The sequence below is a fragment of the Novosphingobium aerophilum genome, from assembly GCF_014230305.1.
GTDB classification, from domain to species: Bacteria; Pseudomonadota; Alphaproteobacteria; order Sphingomonadales; family Sphingomonadaceae; genus Novosphingobium; species Novosphingobium aerophilum.
In genome coordinates this window covers 1-25,377 of record NZ_JACLAU010000044.1, presented here as the reverse complement: position 1 = coordinate 25,377, position 25,377 = coordinate 1, and the positions used below count along the sequence as shown (strand labels likewise).

The window sequence follows — 25,377 nt, the reverse complement described above, 5'->3', positions numbered from 1 at the left end:
ACCTCAAACTGCGCGCGATCATTTCGGAATGCTGCGCGGACAATTCTCGGAACGCTGCGCGCCATCACCTCGGATTCCCGCGCGCGATCAAATCGGAATGGTGCGCGCGATGACCTCGGAATCCGCATCTGGTCCCCAATTGTGAACAAACGAGGCCCAGCACCTAGCATGAGCCTTACTTGGGCTGGCCAGACTCAACCGCTCGAATGCCGCGCTTAGGCGCGGAATTCCAAGGAATTCAGGTCCATGTTTCCATGGACAAGGTGGAGCGACATCGGGTCCAGCGAATGCAGTTTGAAATCGGCTTGACCGGCACACCGTACCCGGGAGCCCGGTGTTGGGAGATGGCGCAAATCTGCCACGAACGGAGGCAACAGACGCCATGCCCCCGCCTGATGTCATTTGATGTCAGGCTTGGCTGCGTAAGTCAGATCTGACTTAGATCGCATTAAAGCACTGATAATGGGTCAATAAAAACAGCTTTCCTACAGACCGGCCCTGACCTTAGCCTGATGTCTCGTCTGGAGGGGTTTCTGGCCGAGGGGGTGGCCGACCTGAGTTGGAACCCATGCGCTTCGCGCTGCAATGCTACGTCGATGAGCCGCTCTACCGGGCGGTGAAGGCCGCCGCCGATGCGGCGCAGATGAGCGTCAGCCAGTGGCTGAAGCTGGCCGTAAGCGGGGTGGTCGAAGGTCAGGACGAGGCGGCGTTCCGGGACCGGATCATGTCCCACCTGCTGTTCACGTCCACCGCGCTCGACGGGCTGCTGACCGTCCAGGCGGACAAGGACCTGCGCGCCCGGATCCATGCCGCCCATGGCAAGCGGCTGCGCGAGTACCGCGAGCGCATTGCTCAGCCCAAGCGGGGGGCATGAGCCATGCTGTCCCTCGCCAATGTGCGCTCGGCTGGCGGGGCGGCCAGCTACTTTGCCAAGGACAACTACTACGCCGGTGCCGACGCCGATAGGTCCGGGTTATGGGTTGGCAAGGGGGCCGAACGGCTGGGCCTGACGGGTACGGTCGAAGCGGTAGCCTTCGAGGCGATCCTGCGCGGCGAACTGCCCGGCGGCGGGCGGATCGGGCGAGAAGGGGCAGACCACCGTGCGGGAACGGACCTCACCTTCTCGCTTCCCAAAAGCTGGTCGCTGCTGGCGCTCGTCGGCAAGGACGAGCGGATCGTCACCGCGTACCGGGAGGCGGTGATCGAGACGCTGCAATGGGCCGAGAAGAACGCGGCGTTCCTGCGTGTCGAGCGGGCGGGCAAGGAGCGCCAGGTCCAGAGCGACAACCTGACCGTGGCGCTGTTCCAGCACGACACCAACCGCAACCAGGAGCCCAACCTCCACTTCCATGCCGTCGTCGCCAACATGACGCAGGCTCCTGACGGGACCTGGAAGGCGCTGCGCAATGACCGGCTGTGGCAGCTTAACACCCTGCTCAACACCATGACCATGGCGCGCTTCCGGGTCGAGGTGGAGAAGCTCGGCTACCGCATTGGGGCGGTCGGCAAGCATGGCAACTTCGAAGCCGCCGGGATCAGCCGCGAGGCGGTGATGGCCTTCTCGACGCGGCGGCAGGAGGTGCTCGAAGCGCGGCGCGGCAGCGGGCTCGAGGCGGGGCTGATCGCGACGCTGGCGACGCGCTCGGCCAAACAGCGCGATGTCGATCGCGGTGCCTTGATGTCCCGCTGGGAAGAGCAGTCCTGGGGCCTGGGGATTGACCTTGCCGGCATGGTGCGCGATGCCCGTGAGCGGTCGGCCGTCATGGCCATCGCCGCGCAGCGGCAGGACCAGGACCGCCCCACGATCGCCCAGCGCGGCAGGGTCATGGTCCTCGAACTGGCCGAGCGTCTGGGGATCAAGGCGGGCGATCCCCTGGTCCCCGCGCGCATCCATCTGCGGCCCGCGCAAGAGATCGCCGCGGCCCATGCCGTGGCCTCGGCCGTGCGGCACCTGTCGGAGCGGGAAGCCGCATTCAAGGCGACTGACCTCGCCAAGGCGGCGCTCGACTTCGGCCTGCCCACGACCATGCCGCTGATCGAGACACGCATCGCGCAGCTGGCCGATCAGGGGGCGCTCAGCAAGGGGCGTGGGTCCATGCAAGGCTGGCTCACCACGACCGAGGCGGCAACGCTGGAGGTCCGCCTGCTGGCCGAGATCGAGCGTGGCAAAGGCGCAGTTCCCCCGATCCTGCCCAAGGATGCGGCAGGGGCGCAATTGCAGGCCTCGGCCAACCTCAACTTCGGCATGACGCTCAACCCCGGGCAGGAAGCAGCCGGGCGCATGATCCTCTCCTCGGTCAACCGCGTGGTGGCCGTGCAGGGCGTGGCCGGCACCGGCAAATCAAGCCTGCTGCGCCCCGTTGCCCAGATCCTCGGCGAGCACGGCAAGCAGGTGGTGGGGCTCGGCGTGCAGAACACCTTGGTGCGCATGCTCGAGCGCGAGACCGGCATTCCCTCGATGACCTTACACCGCTTCCTGGGGCAGCATCGGGGGCTCCTTGAGGGAGCCGCGAGCCAGGCCGAGCTCGCCGCAGCGCGCTCAGCCTATCGCGATACCGTGCTGGTCCTGGACGAAGCCTCGATGGTCTCGACCCGCGATTCTGACCGGCTGGTCCGGCTCGCCAACCTGCTGGAGGTCGATCGGCTGGTGCTGATGGGCGACCCCAGGCAACTGGGCGCGGTCGAGGCGGGCAAGCCCTTTGCCCTGGCGCTCGCGGCAGGCACCGAGACCGCCCGGATGGAGACCAACCTCAGGGCGCGCTCGGAGACCTTGCGGTTGGCCCAGGCGGCGGCGCAGCAGGGCCGCACGGGCGAGGCGATGGAGCAACTCAAGGACCACATCGTCGAGGTCAGCGAGAACGGCGCCGTGGTTGCCGCCGAGCGCTGGCTGTCGCTGCCGCCGGCCGAGCGCGAGCGGACCGGGATCTACGTCTCGGGCCGGCAGCTGCGCGATGAGGTGAACCGGGCGGTGCAGACCGGCCTTGCCGCCAATGGCGAGATTGGTCCCGAGAGCCGCAGTCTCACGGTCCTCTCGCGGGTCAATGCCACGCGGGAGGAACTGCGCCATACCGCAACCTACGAGGCGGGCATGGTGCTGGAGCTGACGGCCCGGCAGTCACGCCAGCACATTGGCAAAGGGCGGTATGACATTGTCGAGGTGGATGCGGGCAATGGGCGGGTAACGCTGCGCGACACCCGTGGCCGCAGCCATACCTTCACGCCCTCGCGCCTCGGCCCCACCCTGATCGTCGATCGCCGCGACCAGGTCGAGCTCGGCATCGGCCGCAACCCCGGGGACAAGACCTCGGCGCTAGAGGTGACCGAGCGGCTTGGCGCAGCGGCCGCCCAGGGCCAGGCTGCCGGCAAGGCGGCGGAGCCGCAACGGCATGCCGAGCTTGAACGCACGATCGAGCGGGTCAGGCCCTTCGAGATCGGGCTGTAACGCAAGGTTGGTCCTAACGGCTCGGCCAGCCGAGCATCTTGGCGGGTGCCGGAAAGATCCCGAGCAGCATGGCGCCCCACGCTTCCGCGATCTCCCGGCGCCGCGTGAGGTAGGCGGCGCGGTTGTAGGCCCCTTCCGAGCCCGAGACGCCCTCCGGGATATGCGCCAGCATGAGGTCGATGACATGGCGGTCCCCCGGTGTGCCGCCGCGTTCGGCCCACTCGTTCATGATGGTCGAGAACGACGCCCGCCAGCCATGCGGCACGTGGCGCCCCTGGTAGCCGCAGCGGTTGTAGAAATAGCTCAGCGTGTTCTCGCTCATCGGCACCCGCGCATTGCGGTTGCTGGGGAAGACCAGCGGCCCGCGTCCGGTCAGCGCGCGTACCGCGCGCAGCACGGCCACGGCCTCGGCCGACAGCGGCACCAGATGCTCGAAGCCATCGTCGTGCTTGAGATCCAGTATCAGCTTCATCCGCGCGGCGGGCACCCGCCACAGCGCGTCAGGGCAAGGCTCCTCGCTGGTCCAGTCCACGTGCTCGATCTCGGTCCAGGGCAGCGCGCGGATCATCCCGGGGCGCTGCGCGGTCAGCGCCAGGAAGCGCGAGGCGAGCTTGGTCAGCGGCGAGGCGGGCTCGGCCTCGGTCTTGCGGATCATGTCATGCAAGGCCTCGAGCGAGACCAGCGCCGGGCGCTTGCGCGCACGCGGCACGGGCTTCAGGGCCTTGGAGACCACGCCTGCCGGATCACGGGTTGCCGCGCCCTCGGCGATCGCATGGACAAACACCGCCGAGATCCGCTGGCGCACCCGGTGCGCGGTCTCGATCGCGCCGCGCTGCTCGATCTTGCGCAAGACCGACAGCACCACCGGTTCATCGATCTCGGTGATGGGCAGCTTGCCGATCCAGGGAAAGACCTCCTTCTCGAGGCTGCCGATGACATCGGCAGCATGGACCCGCGTCCAGCGGCTCTCCTGCAGCCCATACCAGCCCCGCGCCAGTGCCTCGAAGGTGTTACCCGCCGCGATCGCGCGCACGACCTTGGCCTTGTGCGCCTCAAGCCCCGGATCACGGCCATCGGCCAGCATCTTGCGCGCTTCGGCCTTCCGGTCACGCGCCGCCTTCAGAGGCAGATCGGGGTAGCTGCCCAGGACCAGCCGTCGTTCCTTGCCGGCAAACCGGTACTTCAGGCGCCAGCTGCGATGACCGGACTTGGTCACATAGAGGTACAGGCCCTCGGAATCGGCGAGCTTGTAATCCTTGTCCCTGGCCCTGGCATTCTTGATGGCGAGTTCTGTGAGCATGGATGCCCCCGGATGTGCGATTCAGTGCCCCCACAAACGCCCCCGGATGGGTGCGGATGCATCGGGATTGATCGAAACAAATCAGGAACAATACCGGCCGCAAAACGCCCAAAACGCAAGGAAAATAGGACTTTAGGGGAACCTTGCAGATCGTAAGGTGGCGGAGACGGAGGGATTCGAACCCTCGGTACCGGATTTACCAGTACGACGGTTTAGCAAACCGTTGGTTTCAGCCACTCACCCACGTCTCCGGCTGTAGCGGCGGAGGCGGGCTATAGCGGCGGGTGGGCGGGGCGGCAAGGGTGTGTGTGGATTTTCGTGCGTGACGGCCCGCAGCGCTGCCGGGGCTATCGTCCGGCCGCAAAACCGACTCGGCTCATCGCGCGTTCATTGCGGCTGCTCGAGGCTTGGATTCTGCTTTCCGCCCGATCGAGGACAAGGACATGAACGGCATGCGCAACTGGACCGCCCGCATCGGTCGGGGCTTGACGATGGCTTTGGCCGGCCTGGCCCTGGCGACCGGCGGCGTGACCGGCACGGCGCCGTTGTGGGCCCAGGTCCGCACGGTCGATCCGGACAAGGCGATCGACGGCGATCTCGTGCCTCTGCCGCAGCAGGCCGCGCCCGGCGCTGCCACGGCGGCGCCGTCCATCGGGGCCGCGCCCGTGGCCCAGGGCTCGTCCCCTGTCGAACCCACTTTCGGCCAGGTCGCGGCCCAGGCTCAGGCCCAGGCCCAGGCGCAAGGTGGCCCGACCGCGGCCAGCGCCGAGAAGGCCGCGGCGGCGGCGGCAGCCAATCCGGTCCAGGCGCGGCAGCAGGGCGGCACCTACAAGCAGGATGACCTGATCGGCGCGGCCGAGGGCGTGTTCGGCAAGGGCGCGCAGGGCCTGGCCGACCTGATCAAGGACCTCCTTGCCAAGCAGGGCGAACCCAACGGCTACATCGTCGGGCGCGAGGGCGGCGGCGCGATCGTGGTGGGCCTGCGCTATGGTTCGGGCACGCTTTACCACAAGGTCGAAGGCCAGAAGCCGGTCTATTGGACCGGGCCCTCGATCGGCATCGATGCCGGGGCGAGCGCGGGCAACACCTTCGTGCTGGTCTACAACCTGTTCAACACGGACGACCTGTACCACCGGTTCGGCGCGGGCGAGGGGCAAGCCTATCTCCTCGGCGGGTTTCACGTGTCCTATCTGCGCCGGGGCGACGTGGTCCTGATCCCGGTACGGATGGGCGTGGGCCTGCGGCTGGGGGTGAATGCCGGCTACATGAAGATCTCCCGCAAGGCGCGCTGGTTCCCGTTCTGATCGACCGTCCGCGCTAAAGCCCCTTGCCCTGACGGCGCAGGGGGCTAAAGGCCCGGCCATGACCCAAGCCGCTCCCTCGCTCGCCCAACTGCAGCAGCAGCCCGCCGACGCGCTGCTGGCGCTGATCAAGCTCCACAACGCCGACCCGCGGGCCGACAAGATCGACCTGGGCGTGGGGGTCTACCGCACCGACACCGGGGCGACTCCGGTCTTCGCCTGCATCAAGGCAGCCGAGGCCAAGCTGCTCGCCGGACAGGACAGCAAGGCCTATCTCGGCCCCGAGGGCGACATGGGCTTCGTCCACGCGCTGATGCCCTATGTCTTCGGGGCGAAGGACCCGACCATGGGCGGCCGGATCGACGGCATGCAGACCCCGGGCGGCACCGGCGCGGTCCGCCTGGCGCTGGGTCTGGCCAAGCGCGCCGGCTATCGCCGCATCTGGATGGGCACGCCGAGCTGGCCCAATCACGCGCAGATCATCGCCGACCTCGGCATGGAGCTGAAGAGCTTCGTCCACGCCAGCAAGACCGGCTTTGTCGACATGGATTCGCTGCGTTTCGCGGTCGGCCAGGCCGAACCGGGCGATGCGATCCTGCTTCACGGCTGCTGCCACAATCCCAGCGGGATCGATTACAGCGATGCCCAGTGGGACGAGATCGCCCCCTTGCTCGCCGCCAAGGGGCTGCTGCCGATCCTTGATCTCGCGTACCAGGGCCTGGGCGCCGGGATGGATGAGGATGCCTACGGCGTGCGCCGTGTCCTGGCCGAGGTGCCGGAGGCGCTGGTTGCTTATAGCTGCGACAAGAACTTCGGCCTCTACCGTGATCGCGTGGGTGCGGTCTACGTGATGAGCGCGAGCGCCGATCAGGTCGGCGCGGCCCTGTCCAACGGCCATGCCCTGGCCCGCGCCGCCTGGTCGATGCCACCCGATCACGGTGCCGCCGCGGTGCGGCTCGTGCTGGAGGACGAGGCGCTGGTGAAGCAGTGGCTGGCCGAGCTCGATGCGATGCGTGACCGCATGCGCCAGGTTCGCGCCCGGTTGGCGACCGCCGGCATGGCCGGAACGATCGACCTGAGCCCGCTGGGCAGCCAGAACGGCCTGTTCTCGATCGTGCCGCTCACCGCCGAGCAGATCATGGCCATGCGCGAGAAGCATGCGGTCTACATGGCCGGATCCGGGCGGATCAACATTGCCGGTCTGACCATGGGCAACATTGACAAGTTCATCGCCGCGGTGGCCGACGTCACCGCAGGGTAAGGGCGCTTCCCGCCCGACGCCATAGGGCGCGCGCCGACCTCGGGTCAGCGCGCCCCATTGCTTTGCAGCCCGCCGCTTCAGTCCGTGGTCAGGGGGTCTGAGCGGTCGGGCGCGCCGGTGAACACCGTCCCCGCGCGCGGCCGCTCGTCCACCTCCAGCCGGAACACGTCCGGCCGGGCATAATGCCCGACCACATCCAGATCGTACCGCGCGCCGACCAGCTCCTCCGGGTCGATCGTGGCGGTCAGCAGTCCGGTCTCGTGCTCGAGCGGTCCGGCCAGGACATCACCCAGCGGTCCGACGATCATGCTCCCCCCGCCGATCAGCGGCCGGTCCGCAGGCCAATGCGGGACCGTGCGCCCCAGCGCGGCGGGGGCGGGCTGGACCTGGCAGGCGCTGATGACGAAGCACCGCCCCTCGTGCGCGATGTGGCGCATGGAGCTGCGCCAGACGTCGCGCTCGTCCACGGTCGGGGCACACCAGATGTCCACCCCTTTTGCGTACATCGCCGCACGGAACAGCGGCATGTGGTTTTCCCAGCAGATCGCCGCGCCAATCCGGCCGATGGCGCTGTCCACCACCGGCATGGTCGAACCGTCGCCCTGGGCCCAGATCAGCCGCTCGGTGCCGGTCGGCATCAGCTTGCGGTGCCTGGCCACAAGTCCGGCCTCGGGCGTGATGAACACCGCCGTGCAATAGAGCGAGGCGCCGGCCCGCTCGATCACCCCCAGCACCAGCGTGGCGCCGGTCCGGGCGCTGAGCCCGGCCAGGGCGGCCAGCTCGGGTCCGTCCGGATCGACCGCCTGGGCATGATAGCGGGCAAAGGCCTCGCGTCCTTCGGGCAGGCGAAAGCCCAGCCGCGTGCCGAAATCCTCACCCTTGGGATAGCCGCCGAGCAGGGCTTCCGGCATGACCACCAGCCGCGCGCCGGCTGCGGCGATGCGGTCCTCGAAGGCCAGGATATTGGCCAGGGTGGCCGCGGTGCCGGAGGGATCGGTGCCGATCTGGAGGGCTGCGACGGTGATCGTGCTCATTGTGCCTCCAGGTGCGCTTCGTCCGGCGGGCCGGGTCTCGCATCGACCCCGCAACGAACCCAGTCCAGCACCGCAAACTTGTCAGCGCACGGCGGGCAGATCAATGGCCCGTTCGACGAAGGCCTCCAACGCAGTGCCGGCCGGGATCATCGCGCTGCGCCCGGTGAAGCCGGGGGTCAGGATGGCGATCCCGATCACGGCCCCGGCCGTCACCGAACCCTTTTCCCCCGTGGCGCCGCCGAGGCGGACAAAGCTGTCTCCCATGCGGATGTACAGCGGCCGGATCGCCAGTTGCCCGCTCATCCCCATCGCCCCCTTGGCTCGGGCCGCGGAGACCTGCCCGACGGCGCGCGTGCCCCTGGGAATGACCACATGCCCATCGACGATGACGTCCGCTGTGGTCCGCAAGCTGACCATGTCGCCTTTGGCGCTCGTCTTGCTTGACAGGGGCTGGTCGGTCGCCAGCGGGATGGATGCTCCCATGTGCAGGGTGTGGCGGGGGGTGTCTTGCGCGCCAACTGCGGTCGCGCTGGCCCAGACAGCAAGCACGCCAAGCATTCCGGGCAACAGGCCGCGCGTCATCGCACTGCACCCCCCGGCACGCGCCGGATCGGCGTCGCGGCTAGATCGAGCGCGACATCTTCGGCGACGAAACCGGCCACGATCTCACCAGCCTTGATCTTGGCGTTGTTGCCGCGGTGGAACAGACCAACGATGCCGGTGAAGATCACGGCCACCCCGGCCGATCCGGCCCCGGTGCCCTTCGCGCTGGTCTGGCCATCAAGCGGGATCTCGGCGTCGCCGGCCTTCAGATAGAGCAGTCTTGCCGACATGCGCCCGGAATGCCCCAGCCCTCCCGACTCCTCGGCCGAGAGCACCTCGCCGAAGGCCCAGGCCCCCTTGGGCACAACCACGGTGCCGGCAACCGTGATGGGCTGATTCAGCATGAGCCTGAACCTGGTGCCCGGTTGCGCCTTGGCGGTGCTGACTTCGCTGTAGGCCATGAGTTCAACGGGCGTATCGCGCCGGATCACGACGACGTTCGACAGCGGTGGTGTCGGTTCGGCGGTGGCGGGTGGCGGATTCACCGGAGGTGCGGTGGTTGTGGTCTGCGCTGCGACCGTCGTCGGCAGCGCAGAAAAAAGGAAAGCCAGAATCAGCACATAACCCTTTGTCATTTTCTGTCTTCCTCCCCAATACCTAAACACTGCTATTGCTGGACAAGAAGGTCAACAAGGTTAGCCAAGGCATTTGACTCAAGACCTGTTCTTTGCTCAATTTCTGTTTACGGAGAGGGGAGTTTGTAATTATGAATATTACAAAGTTGATGGCCATTGGTGCGGCTGCGGTTTTGGCCTCGGCATCTCCCGGTGGCGCCAAGGAGGCCAAGACCTTTGTTGTTGTGAACGAGGATGCCGGGGTCCCGGTGTTCCCGAACGACATTACGGATCGCCCTTACACCGTGATCGGCGAGGTCAAGGCCGGGGTCCGCAAGGCGACAGTGTTCAGCAAGGAAGCCTCGCAGGGCAAGATCTATCGCGAGCTGTGGGAACGTGCCGAGAAGATGGGCGCCGATGCGGTCATCAATGCACGCTATGGCGATTCGCATATCTCGGCGTTCAGCTGGGGCAAGACCAACGCGACGGGCACGGCCATCAAGTTCACGACGACCCCGGCCGCGCCAGCCGCCGGGAAGTGATTCGGGAGCCGCTTGTCCCGATCACCGGTTGAGGTGACCAAGCAACCCCGGCGGCGCCAGGCGCCCCGGGGTTTTTCGCCAGCGCGAAGCCTGGCGGCTGTCAGCGGCCCTGGTCCTGCACCGCGACCATCGCTTGCATGATCTGGTCCGAGATGTCCTGCACGGCCCCGGGGGTGTGCGAGACGAAGATGGTGTTGGCCTTGCCGGTCTCGCCGATCGATTTCAGCGTGTCGAAGTACTGGGTCACCAGGACAAGCTGCATCGCGTCGCGCGCGGTGACCTCGCCCAGACTCTGCTTGAAACCCTCGATCGAATTGCTCAGCCCCTCGATGATCGCCTTGCGCTGGTTGGCGATGCCCTGGCCCTGCAGCGCCTTGCTTTCCGCTTCGGCCTCGGCCTTCTTCACCACCAGGATCTTCTCGGATTCGCCGCGCGCGGCCGCCGCTACCTGTTCGCGCTGGGCGGCGTTGATGTCGTTCATGGCCGCCTTGACCTTGGCATCGGGGATGATGTCGGTGACGAGCACGTTGACGATCTCGTAGCCGAACGCGTCCATGTCGGTGTCCAGCTCCATCTTCACCGCGGCGGCGATGCTCGACTGGCTTGCGAACACCTCGTCCAGGGTCATGCCGGGCACGTGGCCCAGCACGACCTGCTCGACATAGGCCTTGATCTGCGCGGTCGGGTCCGCAAGGCTGTAATAGGCTTCGAACACCTTTTCCGGCCGGACGCGGGCCTGCACCGAGACCGGGATCGTCACGAAGACATTGTCCCTGGTCTTGGTTTCCATGGTCAGGGCGATCTGTTCCACCCGCAGGCTCATCCGGCTCTGGACCTTGTCGATCAGCGGGACCTTCCAGCCCAGTCCGGGACCGGCATTGCGGAGGAACTGGCCGAACCGGGTGATGATGGCCACTTCCGCCGTCTGGACGGTGAAGAAGCTGCTCAGCACCAGCCCGATCAGGAGCAGCAGCAAGCTCATCCCGAAAATCGATCCCACGATTTCCATGTCATCCCTCCTGTCAGGCGGCTCCGATCTGCCCCGTGCAAACGCCGCCGGTGGTCAGGGGTAACGACCCGTGACGGGATCGACAATCGGCCTTGCGGGCGGCATCTGACGCCCTGGCCTCAAGGCCTGGCCCGAGTGTCAAGCAGCCACTCGAAAATCTCGGGCAGCCGTGCGGCCCAGGCGTTCTCCTCGTGCTCGGCCCCGGGATAGACCTTGCTTTCCCAATCGGTGCCCCGGCGCCAGCCGGCCGCACCGATCCGGGCGTCGACCTCGGCCTGGTAGGGCGCGTAGAACGCGTCGAGCGTTGCCGTGCCGTGGTCCAGCCACAAGCGGCGGCCGTCCGGGCGGCCGAGCCCGGCCGCGAACCAGTCCCCCCATTGCCGGGCCAGCGCGGCATCGCCGTCGGGCGCGGTCTGGCCCACCTCGCGCGGGTCGATCGCCGGCCAGTGCGAACTGACACAGGCGGCGCGGCCGTAAATGTCCGGGCGGCGCAGGAAGGCGTAGCAGCTCATCAGCCCGCCCATGGATGATCCGGCGATCGCGGTGTGATCGCGGTCGGGCAGGGTGCGGAAATTGGTGTCGATCCACTGCTTGAGCGGCCCGGCCAGCCAGGCGAGATAGGCCTGCGAGATGATCGGCCCGCCCGCCATCGCGTCCATCCGGCGGCGCAGCGCGGGCGGGGCGGCCTGGTGGATGTCGGCTGGCAGGTACTGGCGGTAGCGGTCATTGCCCGGGGCCCAGATCCCGACGATGATATGGGGCGCGACCCGGCCCGTGGCCATGGCGCGGAGCATGGCCTGGTCGGCCGCCCAGATCTTGTTGAAGTTGCTGGTCTGCAAGTCGAACAGGTTGTGTCCGTCGTGCATGTAGAGCACCGGATAGCGCCGCTCTCCGCTGTCATAGCCCGGCGGCAGCCAGATCGTCAGGCGCTGTTCCGGAAGGCCGGCGGCGGCGACGTGTTCGTACTGCAGGCGTTGGCCCGGTTCGGCCGTGGATCGCGCCAGGGCCGTGCGCCCCGGGACAAGGCCCAGCGCCAGACCCAGCGCGGCGATCATGGCTAACAGCCGGAGCATCGTCTTTCTCCCGTCGTCTTGGCCCGGTGCTTTGCCCCGGTGCTTTGAGCGGAGACTGCCGTGCCGACGGGGCCGGGTCCATGCGGTATACGAATGCGCGGAGGCGCCTCCGCCGCGCACCGTGCTGTCGCTCCGGACCTGATTCGACTGACGTGCTGCGATCGCCCGACCTGCGGCCCGTGGCAGCGGGAGTTACCCCCGCAGGCTGTTCATCCGCTGCAGGTAGCGCGCCAGCACGTCGATCTCGAGGTTGACCTCGCTGCCCGGGGCGAGCCTGCCCAGGGTGGTCACCTCCCAGGTGTGCGGGATGATGTTGAGCGCGAAGTGGCAGGTGCCGTCGCTCTGGTCCTCCACCGCGTTGACGGTCAACGACACGCCGTCCACCGTGATCGAGCCCTTGGCCGCGATGTAGGGGGCCAGCTCGCGCGGGGCGGCGATCCCGATGCGCCGGGAATCGCCCACGGGGCTGACCCCGACGACCTGACCCACGCCATCGACGTGGCCGGTGACGATGTGTCCGCCCAGCTCGTCGCCCAGCCGCAGGGCCGGTTCGAGGTTCAGCGGGGTGCCCACGGTCCAGCGGCCCGCCGGTGTGCGCGACACGGTTTCGCCGGAGATGTCGACTGCAAACCAGGCATCGCCGGCCACTCCGCCGCGATCGACCACGGTGAGGCAGGTGCCGGAACAGGCGATCGAGGCGCCGATCCCGATGTCGGCCGGGTCCCACGGGCACGTGATCACCGCGCGCAGATCGCCCTTCTGGGTCGCTTCGCGGATGGTGCCGATGGCGGTGACGATGCCGGTGAACATGCGGGGCCTTTCAGGTGCTGCGGGTGCGCTCGTAGACCTCGAGCGTGTCGCTGCCAAGCGTCCGCCGGTCCACCTGGCACCAGCGCCCGTGCGCGTCGCCCAGCGACGTCAGGCCGAGATCGGCGATGCCGGGACGGCCGGCCCCGATCACGATCGGCGCGCGGTAGATCAGTAACTGGTCAACCAGATCGGCGGCGAGGAAAGCGGCCGCGGTGCGGGCTCCGCCCTCGACGAACAGGGTCTGTGCCGGGGACAGCCCGTGGATCGCCGCTGGCGCCGGGATGGCTCGCCAGCCGGCGGGTGCGGTCCCGCCGGTCAGGACCCACCGCTCCGGGCTGCGCCCGGCCAGACCGGGCAGCCGGACGTCGAGGCGCGGGGCATCGGTCCGCAGCGTGCCACCCCCGACCAGGATCGCATCGGTCCGCGCGCGCAGGGCATGGGTATGGGCGCGTGCGGCCGGGCCGGTGATCCACCGCGATTCCCCGTTGGGCAAGGCGAGGGCCCCGTCGAGCGAAAGGGCGAGCTTGAGCGTCACGCGGGGGCGACCCAGCCGGGTACGGGTCAGATAGCCGGCCAGGCTGGTGGTGCAGGCGGGGGAATCGACCTGATCGACCGGCACGCCCGCCTCGGTCAGCCGGGCCGCGCCGGCTCCCGCGGTGCGCGGATCCGGGTCGCTGCAGCCGATCACCACCCGGGCGAGGCCCGCCGAGGCGGTCAGGTCGGCGCAGGCCGGGCCGCGTGGGCTGGCGTGGGCGCAGGGTTCCAGGGTGACATACAGCGTGGCGCCACGGGCCGCCTCGCCCGCGGCCTCCAGCGCCATGGCTTCGGCATGGGGACGCCCACCCGGCTGGGTCCAGCCCCGTCCGACCACCCGCCCGGCGCGAACCAGCAGGGCGCCCACGGCGGGATTGGGCCGGCTCAGCGGCTGCCCCCGTGCGGCCAGCCGTGCCGCCGCCTCTAGCCAGCGCAGGTCGGCGGCGTCAGCGGGCAGGGGTAGCCTCCGCAGCCGGGGCGGTGGCCGGCCGGGGGGAAAGGCCGATCGCCTTGTCATGCGCGGCCTTTTCGCGGGCGGCCTGTTCGGCGGCCTCGCGCTCGATCCTGGCGGTGTCGAGGCCGGAGACCTTGCCGAGCGTGCGGTAGATCGCCTTGACCTTTTCCTCGCGCGCGGCCTGCTCGGCGCGCAGCTTGTCCTGGCGGATCTGGTTCGCCTTGATCTCGCGCTCGATCTCGGAGTCCGAGCGGTCGGCGGTCCACGAGTTGATCCAGGTGACCTTCGGCTTGGGCAGCGGGCCCTGCCAGCTCTCCTGGACGAGCACGTAGAACACGCCGAGGGTGGTCGCCAGGGCCGCGGCGACGAAGGGCCAGCGCCGCACGCCCGCCTGGCGCCAGACCTCGCGGAAGTCGGCAATGGCACCGGTGGGGCTGGCATTGCGCCAGAATGAGGATTTGCCCAGAGACAGCATGACTCGTCAGATAGGCCCTGCGGCGGCAAAGGCCAAGGGCGCGCGTGGGGCCTGCTGCCGGGTCCGCCGCCTCAGGGGTTGAGCGTGCGGTCGAGCGCGGCGCGGTCCAGTCCGCCCTCCCATCGTGCCACCACCACGCTGGCCACGGCATTGCCGATGAAGTTGGTCAGGCTGCGGCATTCCGACATGAACCGATCGACCCCCAGGATCAGCGCCATCCCCGCCACCGGCACCTCGGGGACGATCGACAGGGTGGCGGCGAGGGTGATGAAGCCCGCCCCGGTCACCCCGGCCGCACCCTTGGACGAGATCATCGCGACGCCCAGCAGCGCGAGCTGCTGGCCCAGGCTCAGGTCGATGTTGCAGGCCTGGGCGATGAACAGCGCCGCCAGCGTCATGTAGATGTTGGTGCCATCCAGGTTGAACGAATAGCCGGTGGGAACGACCAGCCCGACCACCCCGGGCGGACAGCCGGCCCGCTCGAGCTTGGCGATCAGCGCGGGCAGCGCGCTTTCCGAGGAAGAGGTGCCCAGGACCAGCAGCAGCTCGGCCTTGAGATAGGCGATCAGGCGCAGGATCGAGAAGCCGGCAAGCCGCGCCACCAGGCCCAGCACGATCAGCACGAACAGCAGCGAGGTGGCATAGAAGGTTGCGATCAGGCCGGCGAGATTGGCGACCGTGCCGATCCCGTACTTGCCGATGGTGAAGGCCATGGCGGCAAAGGCTCCCACCGGGGCGACCTTCATCACCAGCGCGACCACGCGGAAGAACACGTGCGAGAGATCGTCGAGCAGGGGCAGCAGGCGGCGTCCCGGCTCTCCCGACAGGGCGAGGGCGCTGCCGAACAGGATCGCCACCAGCAGCACCTGCAGCACGTTGCCGCCGGTCAGCGCCGAGACGAAGGTGTCGGGAATGATCCCGGTGAGAAAACCGGTGACCGTGGTGTCGTGCGCCTTGGCGGCATAGTCCGCCACCTTCCCGGCATCGAGGCTCGCGGGATCGATGTTGAGCCCCGCGCCCGGGCGGACCAGGTTGGCGACGATCAGCCCGATCACCAGCGCGCTGGTCGACAGCACCAGGAAATAGGCGAGCGCCATGCCCGCGATCCGGCCCACCGCCGCCATGTCGCGCAGTCCGGCGATCCCGGTGACGATGGTCAGGAAGATGACCGGCGGGATCACCATCTTGACCAGCGCGATGAAGGCATCACCCAAGGGCTTCAAGGCGGCGCCGGTCCCCGGAGCGAAGTGCCCCAGCAGGACGCCGGCCACGATTGCCGCCAGCACCTGGACGTAGAGGTGACGATACCAGGGGACAGGGGCACCGGGGGCGGCAGGGGTGACGGGTTGCATCGTGCCCGGATGCCCGAGCCCGGGCCCGGCGACAAGCCGTGCGGATTGGATCATATCGCCTTCGCTGCGCGTATCGTGGTCCTGCGGAGTTCACATTCCCGGTCGGGGATTGTTCGGTTCAGCTCTGCGTTTGCCGCAACAAGCCTACTCCGCGGCCAGCAATTCCTCCGCGCTGCCCAGATCGACGCTGACCAGGCGCGAGACGCCGCGTTCGACCATGGTCACGCCGAACAGGCGGTGCATGCGGCTCATCGTCACGGCGTTGTGTGTGACGATCAGGTAACGGGTGTCGGTTTCCCGGGCCATGGCGTCGAGCAGGTCGCAGAACCGCTCGATGTTGGCATCGTCGAGCGGGGCGTCGACCTCGTCGAGCACGCAGATCGGTGCGGGGTTGGTCAGGAACAGGGCAAAGATCAGCGCCACCGCGGTCAGGGCCTGCTCGCCGCCCGACAGCAGGGTCAGCGATTGCAGGCGCTTGCCCGGGGGCTGGGCATAGATCTCGAGTCCGGCCTCCAGCGGATCGTCCGAATCGACCAGCGCCAGATGGGCCTGGCCGCCTTCGAACAGGCGGGTGAACAACGTGCGGAAATGTCCGTCCACCGCTTCGAAGGCAGCCCGCAGGCGCTCGCGCCCTTCGCGGTTGAGGCTGCCGATCGAGCCGCGCAGGCGGTTGATCGCCTCGCCCAGGTCGGCCTGGTCCTTCAGGATGCCGGCATGGCGGCTTTCGGCCTCGACCAGTTCCTGCGCGGCGACCAGATTGACCGGCCCGATCCGCTCCCGATCGGCCATCAGCCGCTCCAGTGCGCTCGACTCGTCGGTTGCGGCTCCCACCTCGGCGCTCGCGAATCCGCAGCGCTCGGGCAAGAGCGGAGGCGGGCAGTGGAACCGATCGCCGGCGATGCGCGCCATCTCCGTTCGGCGCTGGTCCTCGGCCTGGGCCCGGGCGGCGGCGCCGGCCCGCTGCTCGCGCGCTTCGGCCAGGGCCTCGGTGGCCACGCCCAGCGCCTGCCCGGCGCTCCGCGCATCGGCATCGGCCGCGGCCAGGCGCGCTTCGGCTTCGGCCAGTTCGGCGCCGATCCGCGCCCGGGTTTCCTCGGCGGCGGCGATCTCGGCTTCCAGCCCGGCGGGCTTGGCCGCCACGACAGCACGTTCCTCGGCGATTTCGGCCAGGCGCCGTTCCATCTCGGCCAGGCGGCGAGTGGCGTCCCCCGCCCGGGCCTGCCACCCGCGCACGTCGGCCGCTCGCGCAGCCGCCCGTTCACGCGTGCCGGCCAGGGCCTGCTCATGCCCGGCCAGCGCTGCGGCGGCGGCCTGCTGGGATTGGCGGGCCGCCTCGTTGCGCGCCCGGGCGGCCTCCAGCGCCGCGCGTCCGGCCGCCGGGTCGGGCAGACCGGTCAACGCCGCCTCGGCCGAGGCGACCTCGCGTTCGGCCTCGTTCCGCTGGCTGGTCAACTCGGCTGCGGCACGGTCCAGTTCGGCGCGCCGGGTCTCCTGGTGCAGACGGGCGGCTTCGGCGCGGTCCTGGGCCCGCAAAGCCGCCCGCTCGGCTTCCGCTGCCGTGGCCACCCGCCGCTCGTCGGCCACCAGTTGGGTCTGCAACGCGCTCAAGGCGGCGACTGCCTTGGCCTGCTCCGCCTCGGCCGTGGCGACCGCGGCGCGCAGCGCGGGGAGTTGCGCCGCCAGCGTGGCATGGCGGTTCTCCGCCTCGAGCCGCGCGGCTTCGGCAGCCCCTTCGCCGCGCGCGACGAATCCGTCCCACCGGCGCAGCAGGCCCGCCGTGGTGACCAGCCATTCGCCCGGCGAGAGGCTGCGCCCGTCATCCTCGGCCACGACGTGGACCAGCGCCAGGCGGGCTGCCAGTTCGGGCGGGCATTGCGGCACGTGCGCGCCCAGGCTGTCGGGCACCGCGCCGGCGGGAACCGGGGCTCCGGTCCAGACCCGTCCGTCGCCTTGGGGCGCGGGGCCCAACCCCGCCTTGGCGTCGCGCCCGAGCACGGCGGCGAGGGCCCGCTCATAGCCCGGCGCCGCCCGCACCTGGTCAAGCATGACCCCCGCCCCCGGTCGCCCGCCCGCCTGGCGTTGCCGGGCCTCACGATCGCGTTCGAGCGCCTGGAACTCTCGCTCGATCCCGGCGAGATCGGCCCGTGCCGCAGCCAGAGCGCTTTGGGCGGCATCGCGCGCGGCCTGCAATTCGCCCTTGGCTGTCTGCTGGCTGGCCAGATGGGCGCGGGCGGCGGCGAGTTCGGCCTCGGCCCGGGCCAGATCGGCCCGCGCCGCCGCGAGCGCCTCCTGCGGATCGCCCTCCCGTTCCAGCGCGGCAACCTGTTCAGCCTGCCGCGCGATATCGCCGTCGAGCCGGGCCCGCCGCGCCCGGGCACTGGCCAGAGCCGCCTCGGCCACGCGCCATTCCGCTTCCACCCCGGCCTGGGCGGCCGTGCTTTCGGCCAGCGCCAGCTGCGCGGCCCGGCTGGCGGCCTCGGCCCGTTCAACCCCGGCCTGCAAGGCGGGCAGTTCGGCCAGGGCGGCGGCGACGGCGGCGTCGGCCTCGGCGGCTTCGCTGGCCAGCCGCGCCAGGGCCTCGGCCGAATCGCGCGTCAGGCGATCGGCATCGCCGCGATCCTCTTCCAGCCTGATGCGCTGGCGATCGAGATCGGCGATCCGCTGCTCGGCGGCTTCGAGCTGACCCGACAGGGTGGCCAGCCGGTGGCCCGTTGCCGCGGCATCGTCGCGGCGATCAGCGACTTCGTCACGCGCGGCGGCCAGAGCCTCGGCGGCGGCCTGCTGTTGTTGCTGGGCCAGGGTGGCCGCGGCCTGGGCCTCGGCAACGCGGAGGTCTGCCCGGTCGGCTTCGGCCTGGGCGTCCTTGGCCGCCGCGGCGGCATCGCGCCAGCGGGCGAACACCAGCCGCGCCTCGCTCACGCGGATCCGGTCGGACAGGGCGGTGTAGCGTTCTGCCGCCCGGGCCTGCCGCCGCAGCGTTCCGATCTGCTGGTCCAGCCCGGCCAGCATGTCGTCGAGCCGGGCCAGGTTGGCTTCGGTCGCCCGCAGCTTTTGCTCGGCGTCCTTGCGGCGCACGTGCAGGCCGGCGATCCCGGCGGCCTCCTCCAGCATCTGCCGCCGTTCCGCCGGACGGGCGGCGATCACCGCGGCGATCCGGCCCTGGCTGACCAGCGCCGGACTGTGCGCGCCGGTTGCCGCATCGGCAAAGACCAGCGCCACGTCCTTGGCGCGGACGTCGCGTCCATTCACCCGATAGGCACTGCCCGCGCCGCGCTCGATCCGGCGGACCACCTCCAGCTCCTCGCCGCCGGTGCTGGCACCCTGCAGCACCACTTCGGCGAAATCACGCGGCGGCCGGGTGCCGGTGCCGGCGAAGATGACGTCGTCCATCCCCCCGCCGCGCATCGACTTGGCCGAGCTTTCGCCCATCACCCAGCGGATCGCTTCCAGCAGGTTCGACTTGCCGCAGCCGTTGGGCCCGACAACCCCGGTCAGCCCGGGTTCGATGTGCAGTTCGGCAGGCTCGACGAAGCTCTTGAATCCGCAGAGCTTGAGCCGGCGGATTTGCATGGTCGGCAGCCTCCCCGCGCCGGCCTCAGCGGACGCCCATCGCCTCGATACGGGTCTTGAACTCTTCCCAGGTCACCGTGCCGATCTTCTCGCCGTTGATCAGGAAGGTCGGCGTTCCCTCGATCGCCAGCTTCTCGCCCTGCTCGGTGGTCTGCTTGGCCATCTGCTCGGCCACGTCGGTCTTCGCGAGGCAGGCCTTGGCCTGGTCCACCGCGATCCCGCGCGCGGCGAAGAACTCGCCCAGGCCGGCCGCATCGGAAATCGCGCCGAAGCGCTGGCCCGGGGGTGCGCTCATCGCGGCGTTGAGCTGGGCGTCGCGCCCCTTCAGGCTGTCAAACAGGGTCCGCTGGTTGGCAAAGACCTGTTCGGTCAGGGGCAGATAGGTCTCCGGACCGCCGCAGCGCGTCAGCAGGCCCATGGTCAGGTCCAGACCGTCGCGCACGAAGTGGCGGAACTCGTAGCTGACCCGGCCGCTCGACACCCACTGGTCGCGAATCGTGGCCGACCCTTTTTCCGAGAACTCGGCGCAGTGCGGACAGGTCAGCGACCCGTATTCGACGATCTTGATCGCGGCATCGGGGTTGCCCATGCGGTAGCCGCCCTCCGGCGTGGCAGCGACGGTGTCGGCCCAGGTCTTGCCGGCCGGGGCGGCGACGGTCGGCAACGGCGTGCTCGCCGCGCTGGGCGCTGCGCCATCGGCGGCGGCGTCCTTCTTGCAGCCCGCCAGTCCGAGGGCGATCGGCGCCAGCAGCGCGGCGACGATCAGGGCGCGACCACGCGATGGGGAGCGGTTCTGGGCGGGGATCACGGACATCGGCGGTCATCCTCTAGGGAAGCGAAATCGGGCGGGCAACAGGCTAGCGCGGCCAGGCTCCGCGGCAAAGGGTCTTGGCCGGCCAATCCGCAGGATTTGCGGACCCGCTGCCGGGCTCCGGTCAGCGGGTGGCAGCCTCCAGCAGCGGACGCAGGCTGGCCCAGTCATGGGCGGACTGCAGCTCGCCGTTGATCAGGAAGGTTGGCGTGCCCTGCACCCCGGCCTTGGTGGCGGCTTCGTTCTCTGCGGCGATGGCCTTGATCATGGCTTCGTTGGTCAGGCAGCGGTCGAGCTCGACGCGGGTGTAGCCGCGCGCCTCGAACAAGGGGTAGAGGCTCATGTCGCCGGCCACGGCGCGCAGCCGGGTCGGCAGATCGCCGCTGTTCCAGCGCTGGACCTGGGCCTCGCTGGGCTGGGTCATCCACTTTTCCTGATTGCGCATCACGGCCGCATGGTTGCCCTGGAAGCGGCGCGGGGGACCGCAGTTGACCATCAGCGTGGCCGCCACGTCGATAATGTTGCGCAGGAACGGGCGAACCTCGACCGTGACCTTGCCCGGCCGGACCAGCATCATCAGCACGGTATCGGCCCCTTCCTTCTCGAAAGCGGCGCAATGCGGGCAGGTGTAGCTGACATATTCCACCAGCTTCACCGGTGCCGTGCTGCGACCGATCACGTGGCTGCCCTGGGGCGTGGCGACCACCAGGACCGGATTGGCGGGTGTACCGGTCGTCGGCCGGGCGGCCGCGCGTGCCGCCGGGCGCCGCGCCGCGGTGGTCTGCGCATCGGCCACGACGCCACAGGTCACCAGGCCGGCGGCCAGCAGGCCGATGACGAGCCGGCCGGGGTTTGGCCGACGGGAGAAGGGAAGGCGAAGGCGCATGCGTCAGTCTTTCCGGTTGCTGGCATCAAGGCTGCGGGCGAGCGATTCGAGGACCTGGCGGAGTTCGGGATCGCCGATGTCGCGCAGGCTGTCACCCAGTTCCATCGGGATGGGACGGAGCGACGGCGGCGCGGCGGGGCGCGATTCCGCAGCGGGAGCGGCGACCGACCCCTGGCGCAGCTTGACCTTGGTCACGGCCCGGTAGCCGAAGAACCGGTTCACCCGCTCGATGATCTCCGGAATCACATGCTGGATCAGCGGGGCATGCGCCGGAGTGACCACCAGTTGCAGGATGCCTTCGCTGCGTTCGCCGGGCGGGAAGCGGATCGATTCGGGGGCGCAGACCCGGGCGTGGCGCGGGCCGACGATCTCCGGCCAGCGGGTCAGGACGCTGGACTGGACGAAGCCGAAGCGGCGGAACGCGGTGCGGCCGATCTCGGGCATCAGGTCGGCAATGGCCCGGGCCGGGCCGCCGCGGCGGCGTTCATAGCGGCGATCCCCCTTGCCTGCCGCGGCCTTTCCGCCGTCAGTTGTGCGAGGGGCGCCTGGCGCGGATGAAGGTGGGCGATCCCGTTCCATTGTGTCGCCGCCCATGCCATAGCCGCGCGGTGACCGCCAGTGACGACATCGCGGCAGGCCTGCTGGCCTGGTACGACCGCCACGCCCGCGACCTGCCGTGGCGGGCCCGTCCCGGCGATCCCGCGCCCGATCCCTATCGCGTCTGGCTGTCCGAAGTGATGTTGCAGCAGACCACCGTCGCGGCGGTGAAGTCCTACTTCGCCGCCTTCACGTCGCGCTGGCCCCGGGTGACCGATCTGGCCGCGGCGGGTGATGATGAGGTGATGGCCGCATGGGCCGGGCTGGGGTACTACGCCCGGGCCCGCAATCTCCATGCCTGCGCCCGCGCCGTGGCCTCGGCGGGCGGAGAGTTCCCCCGAACCGAAGCCGAATTGCGGGCCTTGCCGGGACTGGGCGCCTATACCGCCGCGGCCATCGCGGCGATCGCCTTCGGCGAGCGCGCCGTGGTGGTCGATGCCAATGTCGAACGGGTGGTCGCCCGCCTGTTCGCGATCGATACCCCGCTGCCCGCTGCACGCATCGCGATCCGCGCGGCGGCGGACCGGATCACGCCCGAGCGGCGCGCGGGCGACTTTGCCCAGGCGATGATGGATCTCGGGGCGACCGTCTGCACCGCGCGCAGTGCGCGCTGCCTGGTCTGTCCGCTGGCGGCGGGCTGCGCCGCCCGGGCGCGCGGGACGCCGGAGGCCTTTCCCGTCAAGCCCGCCAAGAAGCCGCGCCCGGCGCGCCGTGGCCGTGCCTTCTGGATCGAGCGGAGCGGCGCGGTCTGGCTGGTCACGCGTCCAGCCCGGGGCATGCTTGGCGGGATGCGGGCCTTGCCCGACGATGGCTGGACCGCCGGGCGCGACGGCTCGGGCGAGCCCCCGTTCGCGGCCGACTGGCGGCCCGCGGGACAGGTCAGCCATGGCTTCACTCATGCCGAGCTCACCCTTTCGCTGTGGGTGGTGACGGATCAGGTCGGCGATCCGCCGGGACAAGGCGAATGGTGGCCGGTCGCCCGGATCGGCGAGGCCGGTCTGCCCACCCTGTTCGCTCGGGCTGCCGAGCGTGTATTGGCCGGCAAGAAATAGAACGTCGGGCCGCTGCCGGCCCGAGCGGAGAGGAACGCACGTGACCAACCCCTTGCCGATGGTCTTTGCCGGGGCCCCGATCGACCGGGCCGATCACCTGCGCGGCAATCCCGAGGCGCTGGCCGCGCTGATGGGACCCGCGGCGCGGCTGCTGCGGCTCGACGGGCTCGCCCCGGTGACGGATGAGGACGGGAGGCTGACCTGGGGAACGCTGGCCGAGGCCGATCCTGCCGGCGAGCTGGTGTTCCTCGGCCTGCTTCACGGACAGGCCTGCTTCGCCCCGGTCGCGCCGGGCCTGGCCCTGCAACCGACGCCCTCGATGATGGCGCTGTGGCAGGCGATGGATCGGCTGACCGATCCCGAACTGGCGCTGTACGGGGGCGCCAAGATGCTGGTCGACTGGCATGCCCGCCATCGTTTCTGCGCCCGCTGCGGGCATGGGACCGACCTGGGGAAGGGCGGGTGGCAGCGCACCTGTCGCAACCCCGACTGCGCGGCGGAACACTTTCCGCGGGTCGATCCGGTGACGATCATGCTGGTCGAGCACGACGGGGATCTGCTGCTGGGACGGCAGCCCCGCTTCCCCCCGCGCAGCTACTCGGCACTGGCCGGGTTCGTCGAGCCGGGCGAGACGATCGAGGAGGCCGTGGCCCGCGAGGTCCACGAGGAGGCCGGGGTGCGGGTGTCCGGGGTGCGCTATGTGGCCAGCCAGCCCTGGCCATTTCCCTCGTCGCTGATGATCGGCTGCCATGCCCGTGCCCAATCGCGCGACCTGACGATCGACACGGCCGAGCTGGAGGACGCCCGGTGGTTCACCCGCGCCGAGATCGAGGCGGCCCTGGCCGGGGACCGCTCCGCCCCGCTGACGGTGCCGCCGCGGCGCGCGATCGCGCACCAACTGCTGGTCTGGTGGCTGCAGCAGGCCTGAGCGGGTGGTTCAGAGCTCGGGGGTCAGAGCTCCGGGATCGGCTCACCGTCGTCGATCGACTGCAGGCGGCGCTCGATCCGCAGCACCTCGCCGGGGCGCGGGGCCACGCCGGCCATCTCGGAGCTGTGACTCTGGGCCGAGCCAGGCTGGAGGCGGACCGGCACGTACTGTTCGAATGAGGTGAGGCGGCGGCAGGCCGAGGTCGGGGTCTCCTCATCGGCGCAGGCGAAGGTCTCGACCCACAGCGACACGCCCATCACCATGCCCGGGCTGCGGTTGATGATGTCGACCGGCAGATCGAGCAGATAGCCTCCCCCGGTCATGCGGCCGCTGGCGCCGGCGGTATCGACCTGGACTCCGCCCGGCGCGCCGCCCGCGAACGACATGCGGACGATGTTCCAGGCCGGCCCGCCCAGCACGTAGAGGGCACAGGTGGCCAGCAGGTGCAGGGGCCAGAAGCGGAGGATGGCAGCCCAGGCAAGTGAGGGGGAATCGGTCTCGGGAAGGGATGCCTGGCTCATCCCCGGCCTATGCGGCCGCGCTGCCTACCCAAGTATGCAAGCGCGTGGTGACCGCGCGCTTAACCTGGGCCTAGGGCCTGCCCTTTGCCATGTCCCCCCCGACCGTGGCAAAGGACCGGGGATGAGCGCTGGGTCCGATCTTTCCGCTCCGCCCCGCGTCCGGCTGGGCGTGGCCCTGCTGGTCGCCGGGCTGCACAGTCTGGCGATCCTGGGGCTGATCCGCGCCTTCGCCCCCGATCTTGCCGGGCGGGCGATCGATGCCGTGGTCTCGACCTTCGCGGTGGAAGCCCCCCGCTCCCCAGAACCGCGCCCCCCCGAACCCAGCCCGCCCCCGAAATCGTCGGCGCCGACCCCCGCCGGGCAGGCGGCACCGGCGGGCCGCCGCGCCGTGCCCAGGGCCACCGTCACCCCGCCCCCGCGGATAACCCTTGCGCCGCCGGTGGCCGCTCCGCCGGTTGCGGCGACCGGCACGGCCGATACCAGCGGCGCGCGCGATCAGGGCGCGGGGACCGGGGCTGGCGGGGAGGGCAGCGGGACCGGCCGGGGCACCGCCGGCACCGGGCAGGGCGGTGGCAGTGCGGCGGTCAAGATCGCGGGCGAGATCAACTCGGCGCGCGACTACCCGATCGCCACGCGCGATCTGCGCATCGGTGACCGGGTGATCGTGGCGATCACCGTCGGGACCGATGGCCGACCCAGCGCCTGCCGGGTGGTCCGACCCAGCCGCGATGCCCAGGCCGATGCGATCACCTGCCGCCTGGCCCTGGCGCGGTTCCGGTTCCGCCCGGCGACCGATGGCGCCGGAACCCCGGTCGTCTCGGTGTTCGGCTGGCAGCAGCGCTGGTTCTACCGCGGCGGAGAGTGATCCGTGCCCCGCTTGCCAGTTGCCTGCCAGACAGCTAGCCCCGGTTGCAGGATGTCGGATCGGATCGGAATGGACAGGATCACCCCGGTTGTTCTTTGCGGCGGCAGTGGCACGCGGCTGTGGCCGCGCAGCCGGGCGGCCAAGCCCAAGCCGTTCCTGCCGCTGGTGGGCGAGGGGACGCTGTTCGAGGCGACGCTGGCGCGCTGCGCGGACGAGGCGCGGTTCACGGCGCCGCTGGTCGTCACGGGCACGGCGCACCTTCCCCATGTCGAGGCGCAACTGGGACCGCGCGGGGGCGAGATCGTGGTCGAGCCGGCGGCCCGCAACACCGCGGCGGCGATCGCGCTGGCGGCCCTGCGGCTGCCGCCCGAGGCGATCATGCTGGTCTGCCCGAGCGACCATC

At 69.9% G+C, this 25,377-nt stretch carries 24 protein-coding genes and 1 tRNA gene; 9 read left to right on the top strand and 16 right to left on the bottom strand.

Annotated elements, in window-relative coordinates; genetic code table 11:
• Nucleotides 1-568 precede the first annotated feature (568 nt).
• Nucleotides 569-874 (top strand): hypothetical protein, encoded by a 306-nt coding sequence (locus H7F49_RS16840; RefSeq protein ID WP_185684734.1) that lies wholly within the window; start codon nt 569-571, stop codon nt 872-874.
• Between the two features lie 3 nt (nt 875-877).
• Nucleotides 878-3,442 (top strand): MobF family relaxase, encoded by a 2,565-nt coding sequence (mobF, locus tag H7F49_RS16835; protein WP_185684733.1) that lies wholly within the window; start codon nt 878-880, stop codon nt 3,440-3,442.
• Nucleotides 3,443-3,455: 13 nt separating this feature from the next.
• On the opposite strand, the gene H7F49_RS16830 is transcribed toward mobF, so the two are convergent.
• Nucleotides 3,456-4,742, bottom strand: a complete 1,287-nt coding sequence (locus tag H7F49_RS16830) for a tyrosine-type recombinase/integrase (protein WP_185684732.1) — start codon at nt 4,740-4,742, stop codon at nt 3,456-3,458.
• A gap of 158 nt (nt 4,743-4,900) precedes the next feature.
• A tRNA-Ser gene (locus tag H7F49_RS16825) sits at nt 4,901-4,993 on the bottom strand.
• Nucleotides 4,994-5,194: 201 nt separating this feature from the next.
• Between H7F49_RS16825 and H7F49_RS16820 the strand changes: the two genes are divergently transcribed.
• Both H7F49_RS16820 and H7F49_RS16815 read left to right on the top strand, forming a co-directional pair.
• A complete protein-coding gene (locus tag H7F49_RS16820) occupies nt 5,195-6,046 on the top strand; it encodes a DUF1134 domain-containing protein (RefSeq protein WP_185684738.1) in 852 nt (283 codons plus the stop codon).
• A gap of 58 nt (nt 6,047-6,104) precedes the next feature.
• Entirely contained in the window at nt 6,105-7,304 is a 1,200-nt protein-coding gene (locus tag H7F49_RS16815; RefSeq protein WP_185684731.1) for an amino acid aminotransferase, read from the top strand.
• Between the two features lie 77 nt (nt 7,305-7,381).
• Here the strand turns inward: H7F49_RS16815 and H7F49_RS16810 are convergent, their stop codons facing one another.
• From H7F49_RS16810 to H7F49_RS16800, 3 genes are all read right to left on the bottom strand, one after another.
• Nucleotides 7,382-8,338 carry a carbon-nitrogen hydrolase family protein gene (locus tag H7F49_RS16810; protein WP_185684730.1) on the bottom strand — a complete coding sequence of 319 codons (957 nt, stop codon included), beginning with the start codon at nt 8,336-8,338 and terminating at the stop codon, nt 7,382-7,384.
• An 81-nt stretch (nt 8,339-8,419) separates the two neighbouring features.
• On the bottom strand, nt 8,420-8,887 hold the full coding sequence (locus H7F49_RS16805; RefSeq protein ID WP_214647876.1) for a hypothetical protein: 468 nt from the start codon (nt 8,885-8,887) through the stop codon (nt 8,420-8,422).
• Between the two features lie 29 nt (nt 8,888-8,916).
• Nucleotides 8,917-9,516 carry a hypothetical protein gene (locus H7F49_RS16800; protein ID WP_185684728.1) on the bottom strand — a complete coding sequence of 200 codons (600 nt, stop codon included), beginning with the start codon at nt 9,514-9,516 and terminating at the stop codon, nt 8,917-8,919.
• Nucleotides 9,517-9,647: 131 nt separating this feature from the next.
• Between H7F49_RS16800 and H7F49_RS16795 the strand changes: the two genes are divergently transcribed.
• On the top strand, nt 9,648-10,037 hold the full coding sequence (locus H7F49_RS16795; protein ID WP_235982283.1) for a heavy metal-binding domain-containing protein: 390 nt from the start codon (nt 9,648-9,650) through the stop codon (nt 10,035-10,037).
• 100 nt (nt 10,038-10,137) lie between these two features.
• Here the strand turns inward: H7F49_RS16795 and H7F49_RS16790 are convergent, their stop codons facing one another.
• The 10 genes from H7F49_RS16790 to H7F49_RS16745 all read right to left on the bottom strand — a co-directional run bounded on the left by H7F49_RS16790 (nt 10,138) and on the right by H7F49_RS16745 (nt 21,590).
• Complete coding sequence (locus H7F49_RS16790; protein WP_185684727.1) at nt 10,138-11,046, bottom strand: SPFH domain-containing protein; 909 nt, start codon at nt 11,044-11,046, stop codon at nt 10,138-10,140.
• A 119-nt stretch (nt 11,047-11,165) separates the two neighbouring features.
• A complete protein-coding gene (locus H7F49_RS16785; protein ID WP_185684726.1) occupies nt 11,166-12,119 on the bottom strand; it encodes an alpha/beta hydrolase in 954 nt (317 codons plus the stop codon).
• 192 nt (nt 12,120-12,311) lie between these two features.
• The gene (locus H7F49_RS16780) at nt 12,312-12,929 is read right to left on the bottom strand and encodes a riboflavin synthase (RefSeq protein WP_185684725.1); all 618 of its coding nucleotides are present in this window, start codon (nt 12,927-12,929) and stop codon (nt 12,312-12,314) included.
• Nucleotides 12,930-12,939: 10 nt separating this feature from the next.
• Nucleotides 12,940-13,920 carry a bifunctional diaminohydroxyphosphoribosylaminopyrimidine deaminase/5-amino-6-(5-phosphoribosylamino)uracil reductase RibD gene (gene ribD / locus H7F49_RS16775; protein ID WP_235982284.1) on the bottom strand — a complete coding sequence of 327 codons (981 nt, stop codon included), beginning with the start codon at nt 13,918-13,920 and terminating at the stop codon, nt 12,940-12,942.
• On the bottom strand, nt 13,910-14,392 hold the full coding sequence (locus H7F49_RS16770) for a hypothetical protein (protein ID WP_185684723.1): 483 nt from the start codon (nt 14,390-14,392) through the stop codon (nt 13,910-13,912). The genes ribD and H7F49_RS16770 overlap by 11 nt, the downstream gene beginning before the upstream one ends.
• Nucleotides 14,393-14,463: 71 nt before the next feature.
• Nucleotides 14,464-15,744 carry a dicarboxylate/amino acid:cation symporter gene (locus H7F49_RS16765; RefSeq protein WP_185684722.1) on the bottom strand — a complete coding sequence of 427 codons (1,281 nt, stop codon included), beginning with the start codon at nt 15,742-15,744 and terminating at the stop codon, nt 14,464-14,466.
• 144 nt (nt 15,745-15,888) lie between these two features.
• On the bottom strand, nt 15,889-19,314 hold the full coding sequence (locus tag H7F49_RS16760) for a chromosome segregation SMC family protein (protein ID WP_185684721.1): 3,426 nt from the start codon (nt 19,312-19,314) through the stop codon (nt 15,889-15,891).
• Nucleotides 19,315-19,339: 25 nt separating this feature from the next.
• Nucleotides 19,340-20,128: a thioredoxin domain-containing protein gene (locus H7F49_RS16755; RefSeq protein WP_185684720.1), complete on the bottom strand. Its 789-nt coding sequence runs from the start codon at nt 20,126-20,128 to the stop codon at nt 19,340-19,342.
• Nucleotides 20,129-20,249: 121 nt separating this feature from the next.
• Nucleotides 20,250-21,011 (bottom strand): DsbA family protein, encoded by a 762-nt coding sequence (locus H7F49_RS16750; RefSeq protein ID WP_185684719.1) that lies wholly within the window; start codon nt 21,009-21,011, stop codon nt 20,250-20,252.
• A 3-nt stretch (nt 21,012-21,014) separates the two neighbouring features.
• Nucleotides 21,015-21,590, bottom strand: a complete 576-nt coding sequence (locus H7F49_RS16745) for a DUF721 domain-containing protein (RefSeq protein ID WP_185684718.1) — start codon at nt 21,588-21,590, stop codon at nt 21,015-21,017.
• Here H7F49_RS16745 and H7F49_RS16740 point away from each other — a divergent pair.
• Together H7F49_RS16740 and nudC are read left to right on the top strand one after the other, a co-directional pair.
• A complete protein-coding gene (locus H7F49_RS16740; RefSeq protein WP_185684717.1) occupies nt 21,566-22,660 on the top strand; it encodes an A/G-specific adenine glycosylase in 1,095 nt (364 codons plus the stop codon). The two genes, H7F49_RS16745 and H7F49_RS16740, sit on opposite strands and share 25 nt — an antisense overlap.
• Nucleotides 22,661-22,718: 58 nt before the next feature.
• On the top strand, nt 22,719-23,588 hold the full coding sequence (nudC, locus tag H7F49_RS16735; RefSeq protein WP_185684736.1) for an NAD(+) diphosphatase: 870 nt from the start codon (nt 22,719-22,721) through the stop codon (nt 23,586-23,588).
• 23 nt (nt 23,589-23,611) lie between these two features.
• Here nudC and H7F49_RS16730 read toward each other — a convergent pair whose 3' ends face one another.
• Entirely contained in the window at nt 23,612-24,109 is a 498-nt protein-coding gene (locus H7F49_RS16730; protein WP_185684716.1) for a hypothetical protein, read from the bottom strand.
• 121 nt (nt 24,110-24,230) lie between these two features.
• Here H7F49_RS16730 and H7F49_RS16725 point away from each other — a divergent pair, with 121 nt between their 5' ends.
• The gene (locus tag H7F49_RS16725; RefSeq protein WP_185684715.1) at nt 24,231-24,974 is read left to right on the top strand and encodes a TonB family protein; all 744 of its coding nucleotides are present in this window, start codon (nt 24,231-24,233) and stop codon (nt 24,972-24,974) included.
• A 69-nt stretch (nt 24,975-25,043) separates the two neighbouring features.
• The coding region (locus tag H7F49_RS16720) for a sugar phosphate nucleotidyltransferase (protein ID WP_185684735.1) at nt 25,044-25,377 on the top strand (334 nt) is incomplete at its 3' end.

Bases quoted from the DNA above. Each gene is read 5' to 3' on its own strand.
- H7F49_RS16840 (WP_185684734.1), top strand. From the start codon at position 569: ATGCGCTTCGCGCTGCAATGCTACGTCGATGAGCCGCTCTACCGGGCG.
- mobF (WP_185684733.1), top strand. From the start codon at position 878: ATGCTGTCCCTCGCCAATGTGCGCTCGGCTGGCGGGGCGGCCAGCTAC.
- H7F49_RS16830 (WP_185684732.1), bottom strand. From the start codon at position 4,742: ATGCTCACAGAACTCGCCATCAAGAATGCCAGGGCCAGGGACAAGGAT.
- H7F49_RS16820 (WP_185684738.1), top strand. From the start codon at position 5,195: ATGCGCAACTGGACCGCCCGCATCGGTCGGGGCTTGACGATGGCTTTG.
- H7F49_RS16815 (WP_185684731.1), top strand. From the start codon at position 6,105: ATGACCCAAGCCGCTCCCTCGCTCGCCCAACTGCAGCAGCAGCCCGCC.
- H7F49_RS16810 (WP_185684730.1), bottom strand. From the start codon at position 8,338: ATGAGCACGATCACCGTCGCAGCCCTCCAGATCGGCACCGATCCCTCC.
- H7F49_RS16800 (WP_185684728.1), bottom strand. From the start codon at position 9,516: ATGACAAAGGGTTATGTGCTGATTCTGGCTTTCCTTTTTTCTGCGCTG.
- H7F49_RS16795 (WP_235982283.1), top strand. From the start codon at position 9,648: ATGAATATTACAAAGTTGATGGCCATTGGTGCGGCTGCGGTTTTGGCC.
- H7F49_RS16790 (WP_185684727.1), bottom strand. From the start codon at position 11,046: ATGGAAATCGTGGGATCGATTTTCGGGATGAGCTTGCTGCTGCTCCTG.
- H7F49_RS16785 (WP_185684726.1), bottom strand. From the start codon at position 12,119: ATGCTCCGGCTGTTAGCCATGATCGCCGCGCTGGGTCTGGCGCTGGGC.
- H7F49_RS16780 (WP_185684725.1), bottom strand. From the start codon at position 12,929: ATGTTCACCGGCATCGTCACCGCCATCGGCACCATCCGCGAAGCGACC.
- H7F49_RS16770 (WP_185684723.1), bottom strand. From the start codon at position 14,392: ATGCTGTCTCTGGGCAAATCCTCATTCTGGCGCAATGCCAGCCCCACC.
- H7F49_RS16765 (WP_185684722.1), bottom strand. From the start codon at position 15,744: ATGCAACCCGTCACCCCTGCCGCCCCCGGTGCCCCTGTCCCCTGGTAT.
- H7F49_RS16760 (WP_185684721.1), bottom strand. From the start codon at position 19,314: ATGCAAATCCGCCGGCTCAAGCTCTGCGGATTCAAGAGCTTCGTCGAG.
- H7F49_RS16755 (WP_185684720.1), bottom strand. From the start codon at position 20,128: ATGTCCGTGATCCCCGCCCAGAACCGCTCCCCATCGCGTGGTCGCGCC.
- H7F49_RS16750 (WP_185684719.1), bottom strand. From the start codon at position 21,011: ATGCGCCTTCGCCTTCCCTTCTCCCGTCGGCCAAACCCCGGCCGGCTC.
- H7F49_RS16740 (WP_185684717.1), top strand. From the start codon at position 21,566: ATGAAGGTGGGCGATCCCGTTCCATTGTGTCGCCGCCCATGCCATAGC.
- H7F49_RS16745 (WP_185684718.1), bottom strand. From the start codon at position 21,590: ATGGAACGGGATCGCCCACCTTCATCCGCGCCAGGCGCCCCTCGCACA.
- nudC (WP_185684736.1), top strand. From the start codon at position 22,719: ATGGTCTTTGCCGGGGCCCCGATCGACCGGGCCGATCACCTGCGCGGC.
- H7F49_RS16730 (WP_185684716.1), bottom strand. From the start codon at position 24,109: ATGAGCCAGGCATCCCTTCCCGAGACCGATTCCCCCTCACTTGCCTGG.
- H7F49_RS16725 (WP_185684715.1), top strand. From the start codon at position 24,231: ATGAGCGCTGGGTCCGATCTTTCCGCTCCGCCCCGCGTCCGGCTGGGC.